The 13935-nt window shown below is 38.7% G+C and carries 10 protein-coding genes; 5 read left to right on the plus strand and 5 right to left on the minus strand.

The window, feature by feature from the left end:
* Positions 1–39 precede the first annotated feature (39 nt).
* The gene (locus tag AC58DT_RS12055; protein ID WP_497217069.1) at positions 40–780 is read right to left on the minus strand and encodes an electron transfer flavoprotein subunit beta/FixA family protein; all 741 of its coding nucleotides are present in this window, start codon (positions 778–780) and stop codon (positions 40–42) included.
* Between the two features lie 219 nt (positions 781–999).
* Here AC58DT_RS12055 and AC58DT_RS12060 point away from each other — a divergent pair, with 219 nt between their 5' ends.
* On the plus strand, positions 1000–1980 hold the full coding sequence (locus AC58DT_RS12060) for a pyruvate dehydrogenase complex E1 component subunit beta (protein WP_497217070.1): 981 nt from the start codon (positions 1000–1002) through the stop codon (positions 1978–1980).
* 36 nt (positions 1981–2016) lie between these two features.
* Positions 2017–4509: a DUF5686 and carboxypeptidase-like regulatory domain-containing protein gene (locus tag AC58DT_RS12065; RefSeq protein ID WP_497217071.1), complete on the plus strand. Its 2493-nt coding sequence runs from the start codon at positions 2017–2019 to the stop codon at positions 4507–4509.
* 263 nt (positions 4510–4772) lie between these two features.
* On the opposite strand, the gene AC58DT_RS12070 is transcribed toward AC58DT_RS12065, so the two are convergent.
* Genes AC58DT_RS12070 through AC58DT_RS12085 form a run of 4 tightly spaced genes read right to left on the minus strand, consistent with a single transcriptional unit; the run spans position 4773 to position 10517 of the window.
* Complete coding sequence (locus tag AC58DT_RS12070) at positions 4773–7961, minus strand: choice-of-anchor B family protein (protein ID WP_497217072.1); 3189 nt, start codon at positions 7959–7961, stop codon at positions 4773–4775.
* A gap of 42 nt (positions 7962–8003) precedes the next feature.
* On the minus strand, positions 8004–8819 hold the full coding sequence (locus AC58DT_RS12075) for a phage tail-like protein (protein ID WP_497217073.1): 816 nt from the start codon (positions 8817–8819) through the stop codon (positions 8004–8006).
* Positions 8820–8841: 22 nt separating this feature from the next.
* Complete coding sequence (locus AC58DT_RS12080) at positions 8842–9654, minus strand: phage tail-like protein (protein WP_497217074.1); 813 nt, start codon at positions 9652–9654, stop codon at positions 8842–8844.
* Positions 9655–9698: 44 nt separating this feature from the next.
* Positions 9699–10517, minus strand: coding sequence for a phage tail-like protein (locus AC58DT_RS12085; protein ID WP_497217075.1), 819 nt, complete (start codon positions 10515–10517; stop codon positions 9699–9701).
* A gap of 244 nt (positions 10518–10761) precedes the next feature.
* Here AC58DT_RS12085 and AC58DT_RS12090 point away from each other — a divergent pair, with 244 nt between their 5' ends.
* From AC58DT_RS12090 to hemL, 3 genes are all read left to right on the plus strand, one after another.
* Positions 10762–11685 carry a 1-aminocyclopropane-1-carboxylate deaminase/D-cysteine desulfhydrase gene (locus tag AC58DT_RS12090; RefSeq protein ID WP_497217076.1) on the plus strand — a complete coding sequence of 308 codons (924 nt, stop codon included), beginning with the start codon at positions 10762–10764 and terminating at the stop codon, positions 11683–11685.
* A 1-nt stretch (position 11686) separates the two neighbouring features.
* Positions 11687–12523, plus strand: coding sequence for a glucosaminidase domain-containing protein (locus AC58DT_RS12095; protein ID WP_497217077.1), 837 nt, complete (start codon positions 11687–11689; stop codon positions 12521–12523).
* A 66-nt stretch (positions 12524–12589) separates the two neighbouring features.
* A complete protein-coding gene (hemL, locus tag AC58DT_RS12100; protein ID WP_497217078.1) occupies positions 12590–13879 on the plus strand; it encodes a glutamate-1-semialdehyde 2,1-aminomutase in 1290 nt (429 codons plus the stop codon).
* Positions 13880–13935 lie beyond the last annotated feature (56 nt).

Genomic DNA, 13935 nt, shown 5'->3' on the forward strand with positions numbered 1-13935 from the left:
AAATTCCAAAGTTGGAATTTGGTGCTTAAAATTTGAAATTTAAATAACCTTCGCTTCGTTGTGAAGAAGATTTATTAATTCATCTACGCTGTCAACCAACTTTACTGCGCCTTTTGGGGCAGGTTTTTGAAATGCCACCGTGTTCGTTTCGGCATTTGCATCCACAGGGTCTTTTACGTTCAACGGTTTTGTGCGGGCCTGCATAATACCGCGCATATTGGGGATGCGAAGATCGCTTTCTTCAACCAAACCTTTTTGGCCGCCGATTACTAACGGAAGTGACGTTTTCAATGTTTCCTTTCCGCCGTCAATTTCGCGAATTGCAGTGGCTGTATCACCTTCCATTTCAAGGCCGATGCAGGTATTTACGAAGTTTGCGCCAATTAATTTGGCAACCATTCCTGGAACCATTCCGCCGTTGTAATCAATAGATTCTCGACCTCCGATTACCAAATCGTAATCGCCTTCTTTTGCAACATTTGCAAGCTGTTTTGCAACGGAAAAACCATCGGTTGCTGGAGTGTTTACACGAATTGCTTCATCGGCGCCAATTGCCAATGCCTTGCGAAGTGTAGGCTCGGTTTCGGCACCGCCCACGTTTACCACATGTACGGTAGCGCCTTGTTTTTCCTTAAACCACATGGCGCGGGTAAGGCCAAACTCGTCGTTTGGATTGATTACGAATTGAACCCCGTTTGTGTCAAACTTGGTATCGCCATCGGTAAAATTGATTTTCGAGGTAGTGTCCGGTACGTGACTTATACAGACTAATATTTTCATCTTTAAAAGTGTTTTTGGATTGTAGATTTCAGCAATTGAAAAAAACTGAAAGGGTTTCAAATTGCTCGTGTGCGAAGTTAAGAATATATTTCCTTTTTTTGTTATGCACGCATAATAAAATTTGATTAAAAGTGAAGAAATAATACCTAAACAGATGGTAATTATAGTATTTTTGCTATCCCTGAAAAATTTCAGTTATTTACATTTCAATTTAGACAGATGAAGACATTACAATTCAGAGAGGCAATAGCCGAGGCGATGAGCGAAGAAATGCGTCGCGACGAATCTATATATTTAATGGGCGAAGAAGTTGCCGAGTATAACGGGGCTTATAAAGCCAGTAAGGGAATGCTCGACGAGTTTGGCGCAAAACGGGTTATTGATACTCCAATTTCCGAAATGGGGTTTTCAGGTATTGCCGTGGGCTCTGCCATGAACGGCAATAGGCCAATTGTAGAGTTTATGACCTTCAACTTTTCTTTGGTTGCCATTGATCAAATAATTAACAATGCTGCCAAAATGCGCCAAATGAGCGGTGGGCAGTTTAATATCCCTATCGTTTTCCGTGGGCCAACAGCTTCCGCCGGTCAACTTGCGGCAACACATAGTCAGGCTTTTGAAAGCTGGTACGCAAACTGTCCGGGGCTGAAAGTAGTAGTGCCAAGTAATCCAGCTGATGCAAAAGGATTGTTGAAAAGCGCCATCCGCGATGACGATCCAGTTATTTTTATGGAAAGCGAGCAAATGTATGGCGATAAGGATGAAGTGCCCGAAGGAGAATATTTAATTCCGCTTGGGGTTGCCGATATTAAAAGAAAAGGAAATGATGTAACCGTTGTTTCTTTCGGAAAAATTATAAAAGAAGCATATAAAGCTGCTGAAGCCCTTGCTGAAGAAGGTATTGAGTGTGAAATAATTGATTTAAGAACCATCCGTCCTTTGGATTATGAAGCCATTTTTGAATCAGTCAAAAAAACCAACCGTTTGGTAATTTTGGAAGAAGCTTGGCCTTTCGGAAACGTTTCAACTGAAATAACTTACCAGGTTCAAAACCGAATTTTTGATTATTTGGACGCTCCTATCGTAAAAATTAATACTGCCGATACACCCGCGCCGTTTTCTCCTAATTTATTGGAAGAATGGCTGCCTAACAGTGAAGATGTTGTTAAGGCTGTAAAGAAAGTTCTTTATAGAGACTAACTTTATATTCCCTAAAAATATCAGTCCCATAAATTTATGAAGTACCTTTTTTTGTCTTTTTTTATTGTTATTGGGGCTTCGGTTTTTGCCCAAACCAAAGTTAGCGGTGTTATTAAAGATGCTACTGATTATCCGGTTGCCTTTGCCAACGTAATTTTTAAGGATTCACAGGAAGGAACTATCTCTGACGAAAACGGGCGGTTTTATTTGGAAAGCGATAAAACTTACAGGTCAGTTATATTTTCATTTATTGGCTACGCAACTAAAGAAGTTGAGCTTACTTCGCGAAGCACTTACAATATGGAAGTGGTTATGGAAGAGAGTGCCGATGCACTGGATGAAGTGGTTGTTTACAGCGGAAAAACTTCAAAAAAGAACAATCCAGCTATTGATATACTTCGGAAAATTTGGGAAAACCGAAGGGATAATGGCGTTAAAAAATTTAAACAGTACCAATACGATAAATACGAAAAACTTGAGTTTGACCTTAATACTATAGACAGCGCGCTTATAAAAAGTAGAATTTTTAAAGGAATGGAGTTTGTTTTTGAGCAGACCGACACTTCAAATATTACCGGAAATACCTACCTGCCAATTTTTATAAACGAAGCAGCTTCAAAGGTATATGGCGACAATCTGCTGAATGAAGAAAAAGAAATATTACAGGGAAACAAAAACTCTGGTTTTGAAAACAACCAAACCCTCATTGCTTTTGTAAAAGATCTTTACAGCGAATATGATGTTTACGACAATTATTTGAAGTTTTTTGATAAAGCATTTACCAGTCCACTATCCCGAACTGGTATAGACGTTTACAACTATGTGCTTCGCGACAGCGCCTATCGTGACAATAAATGGTGTTATAATATTGTATACTACCCTCGACGAAAGAATGAGCTTACCTTTAAGGGTGATTTTTGGGTAAATGATACTACTTGGGCTATTAAGGAAATAAATCTGCAAGCTTCAAAAAGTGCCAACTTAAACTGGGTGCGCGATGTGTATATAGAACAGGAATTTGACGTATTGAACGATTCTATCTTTTTGATTACACGAGATTACTTTATGAGTGACTTCAGCTTTCAAAAAAAGGAAACTGCGAAAGGAGTTTACGGAAAGCGCACTACCCTATATGATAATTACTCCTTCAATCTTCCTAAAGGGAAAAAGTTTTACAGCGATCAGGTGGATCCGTACCAATATGAAGTGTACAATAGACCGGATGAGTTTTGGGAAAAGAACCGAATGGAAAAGCTGAGTAAGGATGAAAAGGGAGTTTATAAAATGCTTGATACATTAAAGACAGTTCGGCGTTTTAAAGCGCTTTATAATGTGGGCGCAACTTTGGCCAGTGGTTATTACGAGGTTAACAATTTTGACGTGGGTCCGGTATTTTCAATTTTCGGCTTCAATGAAGCAGAAGGTTTGCGTATTCGTTTAGGAGGAAGGACCTATTTTAGTCAAAATGATCCTTGGCGACTGGAAGGTTTTGGAGCTTATGGGTTTAAAGATGAACGTTTCAAATATGGTATATCGGGTAAATGGTTGTTGGACAGAAAATCAAGACTTACTGTTTTTGGCGGTAACCGTCGCGATGTGGAACAAACGGGTGCCAGTCTTACCAATAGCAATGATGTTCTGGGGCGAAGCTTAGCTTCTTCTTCATTGCTCTCTGTGGGAGCTAATGATAGGCTGTCACGAATAAATCTCAGCACAATAGGTTTTGATATTGAACCTTGGAAAAACTTTATTTTAAGACTCACGGGCTCTTACCGAACCCTAAAATCTGCTACCGATACTTTCAGTATCGATTATAAAGTAATGGAAGACGGTGTTTTCACGGGAGAAGTGAAAAGCGAATTGAAACAGGCCGAAATACAATTAGGCTTTTTATACGCCCCTGGGAGGAAGACCTCTGGTTATGGGGTGGAACGTACTGTTATCAATGATGGGGACTTTCCGTCGTTTTATGCAGGGTACAGTTATGGTTTAAAGGGCGTAATGGGTGGTGATTTTGAATATAAAAAGGTGCAGGCGCTTTATACACAGCCTTGGAACATTGGGGGGTTGGGACGTTTGCTCTCAACAGTTGAGGTCGGTACTACCATAGGAGCCGTACCACTAAGCTTGTTGAATCCTATCCCGGGAAACCAAACTTATTTTAGCCTTTATAACAGTTTTACACAGTTGGATTATTATGAATTTGTGAGTGACACATACACATCGCTTCATCTACAGCACAATTTTGGGGGTAGAATATTCTCAAGAATTCCATTGCTTAGGAAGCTAGACCTCCGTGAAGTAGTTGGCTTCAGGGCTGTGTATGGAACCATATCACAGGAGAATATAGACTTGAATGCTTCAAATATAGTGTACCAAGCCCCAGAGGATATTTATTGGGAATGGAGTGTGGGCGTGGGTAATATCTTCCGGGTTTTTAGATTGGACTTCAATTTCCGGGGGAATTATCTTGACAATCCTGGTGCCCGAGAATTTGGCATTACTGGAGTTTTTGGGTTTTCTTTTTAATTCTTCGCTGTTAAGTTTATTTTCTATTATTCTTTACAGTGGTTCTTTTCCTTTATTTATAATATTTAGATTGATGTTTTATAGATATACTATGCTATAAACATACTATAAACACGCTATATACACACTATAAATACGTTATATATACGCTGTAATATACTATAATTTTGTTTCTGAAATCAGTTCAATTATTAGATAAAAAAGACCGCTCTTACGCGGTCTTTTCTAGGTTAAGTGAATAATTGATTGTGGGGATTTATTGTTTATTGTTTGACAATTTGTTTTGTTACTTCTCCTATTTCTGTACTTATCTTAACAAAATAGATTGCATTTTGAAGATTGCTTAAGTCTATTTGGTAATGGGTAGTTGTGGATAGGTCTATATTTCGGAGGATTCTTCCACTTATATCATATATCTCAACAGTGTTGACCTTGGCTTCAGGAGATACAACATTTAAAATATTGTTAGTGGGATTTGGATATACCGATACGTTGGCAAGACCTGCGCCTTCGTCGCCCAAAATTTCGTTGCTTTTAAATTGGATGGTAAATCGACGGTCGTATGTGCCTTTTCCTACTTTAAAAGTATAGTCATCCTGAGATAAATTGGTACGCATGTTAAGTTCATTGTCTATTAAAAATATAGAAGCGTTTTCTAAGCTAGCTCCCTGAAAATCTTTTACAGAAATAGTGTACTCAAGGTTTTCGTCTAAAAGAGAAGAGAAGCCCATAAGTATTTTAGCGCCATCCTCAAAAGTTTCGCGACTTTGAATGCCCAATTCTTCTGAACCATCTTCTAAGTGGGTATAGAGTGACAATACCGTAGCCAATCTTCTACTATCATACCCAGCGTCAATACCACTTGTGGCATAGGGTGAAAAGGCTATAAGTGTATTATTGCGCATATTGTATTGTTCGTTTTCAACACTGATCCATACACGGTCTATACCGTCCTGTGACGGCCTTGGTGCAGTATTATTGTTATCAATAACCCGCATACTGTTGCTGAAACTTGCTATACCTGCCGCAGTTGCTTTTATACCAAAACCTTGTCCTGTAGAAATATATTCACTTGGAGGGGTTTGTGTTGGGTCTGATGGAGCATAGGTTCCGCCCGAAAGGTTATACATAGAAATATCTTCCATGCTAAAATTCATTGCATAGGCACCCGGAAGGGATGGGCTAGGAGGTGTATTTGGATTCCAAAAATAGACCTCGTTTACCATTGTGTTTGCATTAATGAAATCTGCGGCACTGATTGCAGAAGGGTACGGATTTGCTAGTACGTTAGGGCTGCTGTTTCTGTTACCGTTATATTTTACTGTGAAATTTACTTCGCCTGTGTTCAAAGTGCCTTGTTCGAAGGTCATGTCATAGGTTTTATTTCCGTCATTGCCGTTCAGTTGAGGACGGGAAATATAACCTTCTCCTGGATTTATTGTTCCTGAATATAGCACCCAGTTATCCCTATTATCATCGGCAAAGTTTTCGGCAAGAGGAAACTGATCTTCAACATCTGGATTGGGAACAAAGTTTTCAGTAAGGTGATTTAAGAACATATAAGAATCGGCAAAAACACCATCCCGAGTTTCAACTGTCATGGGGCTTCCCATTACCAAGAATACGCGGGGGAGCATAAAAGGGGTTGTGTAGTTTACATTAATAGTACCGTTGTTGGTGACCACTGCACTATCGTCAGATTGTACCACGCTACCTTGATGTTCAACAATTAGATTACCGTTTACGGTAATATCTTTTGTGATGTTAATATAATCTTCTGCGGCAACTGTTAGAGTTTTGTTGGCGTCAACTTCACAAGTACATGCATTAATGCTTCCTTTGGAGGATGTATCGTAGTTGCTACTTATTATCGCATTTGAGCCAGGACCTGGGGCTCCATTACTCCAACTGCTTCCTGAGTAAATTGTTGTTGGCGCAGCAACAGTAACCACGGCAGTACATGAAGCTTTGTTTGCATAGTCGTCTTCTACGGTTAGGGTTATATTAAATGTTTGTCCAACATCTTTACAGGTAAATGTTGTTTGCCCTGCAGTTATAGTTCTTTTTGTAATTCCAAAATTATCTGTTGAACCATTATCAATATCGTCCGCTGTAATTGTAACACTGCCAGTGTTTTTATCAAGAGTAGCAGTAAAATTATTACAGTTTGCCACGGGTGGGGTATTGTCGTAGAGAGGGTCTTTAATCACGAAAAGGCCACCATCTCCGCTAATATTTTCATTGCCAAATCCTGTAGCTATTAGATTTCCGCTTTCAAAATATGGATAAACATTCCAAGTGCCGTTAAAAGCAGCATTATTGTTTGTGGGATAACAATCAAAATAATTTGTTTCTGTCATTGTAGGAGATTGGTTATACAAACCATCAACTCGCATTACTCTAAGACCTGCGGCATAGTTTGCAAGATAAAATCTATTACCTCGCACATAACCATTATGATCAATGGCTGGGGTTGCGCCATAATGTGTGTAAACAAGCGTCGGGTTATCTAGGTCTTCAACATTAAAGACGAGGGTTCGAGTATTAAACCCCCTATTCTCTTCATCTACTTCATCACCGGCTATAAAAAATCTTTTATCTTCAGTAAACCAGCCTTGGTGAGTGTAAAATTTATCAGCATAGGTTACTGATGAAATCAGGGTGGGACTATTCTTATTTGTAAAATCTATTATATTTACCTTGTTGTTACCGCTAAAGGCGCCTATCATTATTTCTCTACCTTGGTAATCAGGATCTGGACCATCATATATTACTACTTCGGCATCGTGACAATAACCTAATGTAGAATAGAGTTTTACAACCACAGGGTCGTTAGGTATACCGTTGTCGTTATTGTCAAGTTTAACTACAATCGGTCCCCCACTGTTATAACCTGGTGAACCTAAAATATAGGCATAGCCAGAGGCTTCATTAACAACAATATTATGTGCACTTCCCCTTCCACTGGGGCCGTTGCCGTCCCAAAACAAATTACCATCGGTTTGTGATTTTGTAAAGGTAACCGGAGAGCTACCGGTAAGCGTTCGCAATCTTCTCAGATCAAAAATTTGCATCCCGTGATTGCCATTGGCATCACTTACAATAAATGCGTGATCTTTGTACACTTTTACATCTCGCCATAGGCTGGAGGATACTTGCGTATTTAATCTAGCAAGATATTTTGGATTTGTTGGGTTGCTTATATCTACAAAGGCTGTTCCGTTATCTAATGCTACAATGGCATATTCCTTACCGCTCTGAGGATCGGTCCAGCCCCATGAGTCCTGTGCTTCTGCAGCATTCATTGTAGCCGCAGATATATAGCTTTGTAAAGTCAAACCGTTGCAAGGGTAACTTTTGCCACCAACTGTAGCAAAACCATTGACACAAGGGGTTTGGGCGGTAGTAACTAATGAGCAGATTAAAAAAATTAGGAGTAATTTATTTTTCATAGTGTATGTTATATTATTATCATTTAAAGAATGAGGCTTTCTTTATTCTTTTATATATGTAAATTCTATAGTGCAAGGCACATCAATACCGACTATGCCATTTGTGCTACTATTATAATCATTCGAATTAGATACTTGAAGATCCATTTGTAGTCTCATAGGATATGTTTGTCCTGCTCTAAGATTTACATAAAGGATTAAAGAGGAGTCATGGCGGAAACTGTTAAAATCTTGGCTAGTAGTGTTGTTTCTAATAGAGTAGGAGTGTGTGTAAATATCATAGTTACTTCCGTCAAAACTAAAACGAAAATATCCTTCTTGGGTTGCCATTCGTACACTTTCTGAGCCACTTGGGTTAAGAACTTGTCCCGCTCCAAAATTAAAATTAGCCTCAATTCTATAAATGCCTGTATATTTTGCAGTAAAGGAGCTGCCATTACCAAGATTTGGGACGTCCACAAACCCACCACTCAAGGGGACATTAAAATTCAATGGATTTTGTTCAAAGAGGGCTGAGTGTTCTATTATAAATTGCGGAATCCATTTGGGGTCTACTGCGGCTCCATCCCATACATAAACGCCAGGATAGACGTCATGATCTCCAGTACTGGTAGTATTTGTATTATATACTACTGTGCCAGCAACTAAGTTACCGCCATTTGGATTTACAACTGGAGATTGCAAATTAGTCTTTGTTAATGCCACACGGGGATATACCAATCCTTGTTGGTTGCTTTCTAAATCCAACATACCTTCAGGATTGGAAGTGCCTATGCCAACTTGTGAGCTAGCGATTGCGCTAATAAACAGAAGGACAGTTACGGTATGTTTTGTTAATATTGAATTAATGTTTTGCATAATGAATCCTCTTGGTTATTTTTTAGTTATCTGCAGTATAATCTTCTACATAAGTAAATTCTATAGAGCAAGGAACATCCTTTCCTACATACCCTCTTCCGTCACCAGAATTTCCGCCATCCACGAATGCTGGTGAAGGCGATTGTGAAAATGTTAAGTTGAAATAATAATCAGTAGCCGCCACTAAATCGACATAAACAACCAGATAGGATTCTTTCCATACACCTTCATAAAATATTGTTGATCCGCTTGAATCGTCATATGTAGAAATAGATTTTACATTTAAATGATAAGTACTCCCATTAAAAGTGAATTTAAAGGTTCCGTCTTGGAAGGCAGCATTGTCAGCGCCAGTAACTGGAGAATTTACTCTACCTGCACCGAAATTGGCTCTAATTTCAATTCTATAAAAGCCATCATATTTAGTCCTGAAAAACTTGTTATCCGAAACTCCAATTCCTAACACATCTTGATCACTTAAATCCGATTCCGTGCGTAAAACTGTGGCATTTTGAAAATAAATTTCGGACTGCCTTTTACTGAATTGTGGTATCCATTTATTTCCATCCCACATATAGGTGCCGGGATATACGCTTTCAGTTCCCGAATTGTTCAAGTTCGTATTATAAACTACGGTTCCTGCAACAATCGATCCTGAATTGGGATTTGATACAGGCCCCTGTAGGTTTGTTGCGGTAAGCGCTACAACGGGATAAACAAGTCCAGAGTTTGGGCTATTTATCTCCAAAATTCCATTCGGGGTAGAAGTTCCAATTCCTACTTGTGCTATTGCTGTAAAAGATGATAGAGCTAAAATATATCTAAGAATTTTCATATTTCTTTATTTAAGTTACTATGCTATAGTAAGTGAAACTATTGTTATTCATCTAAATACATAAATTCAACAGAACAGGGAATATCGAATCCTACGTAACCTGCGCCGCCAGAGAGCGAACCTATTGTATCCCCATTGCCATCAAAATTGGGTGCCGGTAATTGGTCAAACTGGAGTCGAAAATTATAGTTGGTGTTTGCAACAAGGTTTACATAAAGAATTTTTGAATATTGCTCCCATATTAAAAAATAATCTTGACCGCTATTACTGCCCGACCTAGTACTATAAGCTTTGGCGGGTATAATATAGTTTGTGCCATTAAATGTAAACCTGAAGTTGCCTTCTGAAGTTATTGCCCTAAAATCACTACTTGCCGTTTTAGGTGATCCAGCTCCATAATTCATACTAACCTCTATTTTATACCTTCCGGAATATTTGGGTTTGAAGTTTTGACTTCCCATACCTCCTAAATTCGTATAACTACTCGAGGAAGTCGAACGATATCCCAAAGGAGATTGCTTAATTATTTGGATATCCTTTTTAGTAAATTGATTTATCCATCTGGTCCCGTCCCATACATAAATACCAGGATATACATCATTACTTCCAGTAGATGTAGAATTAGTGTTATATATTGTAGTACCAATTGGAATATTACCCGACTGGGGATTGTTGGCTGGTGCCATAATATTTGTAGCTGTAAGAGCCATTCTAGGTAATACCACTCCTTGTGTTGAGCTATGTATATCTAAAATTCCATTGGGGGTAGTAGTATTGATTCCTACTTGTGCATAGGAAACACTATTAGCCAAGAAAAGAGCGGTCGCAAAAGCTGACCACATTGTAGGTAGTTTTATTTTCATAATTTGGGGTTGTTGAAAATATTGGTACAATAATATGATAAAATTTCGATAAAGTGCAAATTTTTCGGATAAAATGTTTGTTTTTGTTTTCTGTAAATTGCTATTTATCAGTTGTTTCCTACATTTTTTCACATTTATTTAAGTTTTTTCTGACATTGGTTTGCTTTTTTAATTTTTTTGGACTACTGTCCCTGTGAGGCCTTTCTGGCTTTTATATGGTATAAGTCTTATTATCTTTGTAGGAATGAACCTTTTTTTTAACTTCAGAAATCGTAGCTTGGTGAATATTTCCCTTTCTTCGTTTGGATTGAATCCATTTTCGCTACATGTAGTGCGAGATGATATGTTGCATCCTTTTGTATCAGGCAACAAGTTCAGAAAACTGAAATACAATATCCAATTTGCCAAAGCTAACGGTTATGAAACCTTACTTACATTCGGAGGGGCTTTTTCAAATCATATAGCTGCAGTTGCAGCCGCTGGCAAAGAACTGAACTTTAAAGCCATTGGAATTATTCGGGGGGAGGAGCTTGAAAGTAAAATATATGAAAACACTACGCTTTCCTTCGCTCAAGATTGTGGAATGAAGTTACATTTTATTTCGCGTGAAGCTTATAGACAGAAAACCGAAACTAAATTCATTAATCATTTAAAGGAACAGTTTGGTGATTTTTATATACTTCCCGAAGGGGGCACAAATGCTTTGGCGGTCCAAGGATGTGAGGAAATTTTGGAGGATATCTCAGAAAATGCTGATTATATATGTGTGCCTGTGGGTACTGGCGGTACTATGGCCGGACTGGTAAAAGCTTCAAGAAAAGATCAACAAATTCTTGGATTTTCGGCTTTAAAGGGAACTTTTCAATCGGAAGAAATTGGGAAATATACATCAAAAACCAATTTCTCTATCACAGATGCGTATTGTTTTGGGGGCTATGGTAAAATAGATGTTGATTTGATACGTTTCATTAATAAGTTTAAAAGAGAAACCAATATTCCGTTGGACCCAATCTATACCGGAAAAATGATGTTTGGCATTGTGGATCTTTTAAAAAAGGGGCATTTCAAAGAAAATAGCCGTATTTTTGCGATCCATACCGGAGGCCTGCAGGGTATTGCCGGAATGAATCAAAAGTTGAAAAAGAAAAACCTTCCTATAATTGAATAAAATGATTGGCAGAATTACTATCCTTCTTCTTGTAGTTATCGTTTGTTTTAGCAGTTGCAAATCAAAAAAAACCGCGACTAAATATCGAAAAAAACATAATACCGAACGTGTTGTTAGGGTAAATCAAACCGTAAAGGAAAAGGATACAAAGGCAGAAGAACCAGAGGTTGTGGTAGTGCCGGTAAATATTCCCTATAGCGAACGCGTTGCAAATTATATTAATGAATACGCTCAAATTGCCAAGGAAGAAATGCTTCAGTACGGAATACCAGCGAGCATAACCCTTGCGCAGGGCATTTTAGAAAGTGGCGCTGGGGCAGGGGAACTTACTATGAAGGCCAACAACCACTTCGGGATTAAATGCCATACAGGTTGGGAAGGAGATCGTGTATATCACGATGATGATGAACGCGGTGAATGTTTCAGAAAATACAATGACCCCAAATATTCCTATAGAGACCATTCCCTCTTTTTAACCCAGCGTAGCCGCTATCAAGATTTGTTTAAACTTAGAAAAGACGATTATAAAGGTTGGGCAAAAGGATTGAGAAAAGCAGGGTATGCCACAGATCCAAAATACCCTGACAAGCTTATAGGCATTATTGAAAGATATAATCTTACCGCTTATGATGATGAGGTTTTGGGGAGAAGGGTGAGCACCATTGACCCCGATGATTCAAAAATTGGAACTTATTCCGTCCAGGCTGGCGACACGCTTTACAGCATTTCTAGAAGATTTAATCTTACCGTTGAAACCCTAAAAAAATACAATGGTCTAAAAAGTAATGATCTTGCAATTGGGCAGGTTCTGTACCTACATCCTGTAAAAAATCAGTAAATCAGTTTTAATTGGGAGTAAAAACTCAAACCTTCTTCAAAAAAAATAAAATACACATATATTAATATGAAATACCAAAGAAGCAGCGCTCTATTTGCAGCGGCGCAAAAAGTAATTCCCGGTGGCGTTAATTCTCCCGTTCGTGCTTTTAAGGCAGTGGGAGGCACGCCTATTTTTGTTGAAAATGCCAAGGGTGCTTATCTATATGATGTTGATGGCAACAAACTGATTGACTATATTAATTCATGGGGCCCAATGATTTTAGGGCACGCTCACGAACCTGTAGTTAATGCTGTAATTGAAAAGGCTAAGAAAGGAACATCTTTTGGAATGCCTACTGAAATAGAAACTGAAATTGCCAAACTTGCTGTTGCCATGGTGCCCAATATTGATAAGATTCGTTTCGTGAATAGCGGTACCGAAGCTTGTATGAGCGCTGTGCGGTTGGCCAGAGGCTTTACGGGCAAGGATAAAATCATAAAATTCGCGGGATGTTATCATGGTCATAGTGATTCTTTTTTAATCCAAGCTGGAAGTGGAGCCGTTACCTTTGGAAGTCCCAACAGCCCCGGTGTTACCGAAGGTACTGCAAAGGATACATTACTCGCCATTTATAATGATTTAAAAAATGTTGAAAAAGTAATCAAAGCGAATAAAAACGAAATTGCCTGTATCATTTTAGAACCCGTAGCCGGAAATATGGGGTGCATTCCTCCGGCAAAAGGGTTTTTGGAAGGCTTGCGAAAACTTTGTGATGAAAACAATGTCCTTTTGATTTTTGATGAAGTAATGACCGGGTTTAGATTGGCTGCTGGCGGAGCTCAGGAATTATACGGCATAAAAGCTGATATTGTAACTTTTGGAAAAGTAATAGGAGGCGGATTACCAGTGGGAGCCTTTGCCGCAAGAGAAGAAATTATGAATCATTTAGCACCTATTGGACCAGTATATCAAGCGGGAACCTTAAGTGGAAATCCGCTGGCGATGGCTGCCGGATTGGCGATGCTAAAGGAACTGAATAAGAACAGAGATATTTACGATTCAATAAACAAGAAGACTGAATATTTGCATAAAGGGCTGGAGGCTGCGCTCAATTCTGAAGGGATAAAGTTTACAATTAATCGGGTTGGGTCAATGATTTCTGTCCATTTTTCTGATATGCCAGTGACCGATTTTGAATCTGCAGCAGCTGCTAACAATGAAAATTTTAAAAGGTTTTTCCACGGTTTGCTTAATGAAGGCGTTTATATTGCACCCAGTGCTTTTGAAACTTGGTTTATTTGTGATGCGTTAAGCTACGAAGATTTGGATGTTACTATTGCTGCCTGTGGAAAAGTAGCAAAGAATCTTAATTAAAAAAAACATAGATCCAGGGCACGCATTTGATAATTTTTAAAATTTCATATGAAAAA

The sequence above is a fragment of the Aequorivita sp. CRS11 genome (assembly GCF_059693805.1).

Excerpts from the sequence above, each read along its gene's own strand:
- AC58DT_RS12055 (WP_497217069.1), bottom strand. The coding sequence starts at position 780 with ATGAAAATATTAGTCTGTATAAGTCACGTACCGGACACTACCTCGAAA.
- AC58DT_RS12060 (WP_497217070.1), top strand. The coding sequence starts at position 1,000 with ATGAAGACATTACAATTCAGAGAGGCAATAGCCGAGGCGATGAGCGAA.
- AC58DT_RS12065 (WP_497217071.1), top strand. The coding sequence starts at position 2,017 with ATGAAGTACCTTTTTTTGTCTTTTTTTATTGTTATTGGGGCTTCGGTT.
- AC58DT_RS12070 (WP_497217072.1), bottom strand. The coding sequence starts at position 7,961 with ATGAAAAATAAATTACTCCTAATTTTTTTAATCTGCTCATTAGTTACT.
- AC58DT_RS12075 (WP_497217073.1), bottom strand. The coding sequence starts at position 8,819 with ATGCAAAACATTAATTCAATATTAACAAAACATACCGTAACTGTCCTT.
- AC58DT_RS12080 (WP_497217074.1), bottom strand. The coding sequence starts at position 9,654 with ATGAAAATTCTTAGATATATTTTAGCTCTATCATCTTTTACAGCAATA.
- AC58DT_RS12085 (WP_497217075.1), bottom strand. The coding sequence starts at position 10,517 with ATGAAAATAAAACTACCTACAATGTGGTCAGCTTTTGCGACCGCTCTT.
- AC58DT_RS12090 (WP_497217076.1), top strand. The coding sequence starts at position 10,762 with ATGAACCTTTTTTTTAACTTCAGAAATCGTAGCTTGGTGAATATTTCC.
- AC58DT_RS12095 (WP_497217077.1), top strand. The coding sequence starts at position 11,687 with ATGATTGGCAGAATTACTATCCTTCTTCTTGTAGTTATCGTTTGTTTT.
- hemL (WP_497217078.1), top strand. The coding sequence starts at position 12,590 with ATGAAATACCAAAGAAGCAGCGCTCTATTTGCAGCGGCGCAAAAAGTA.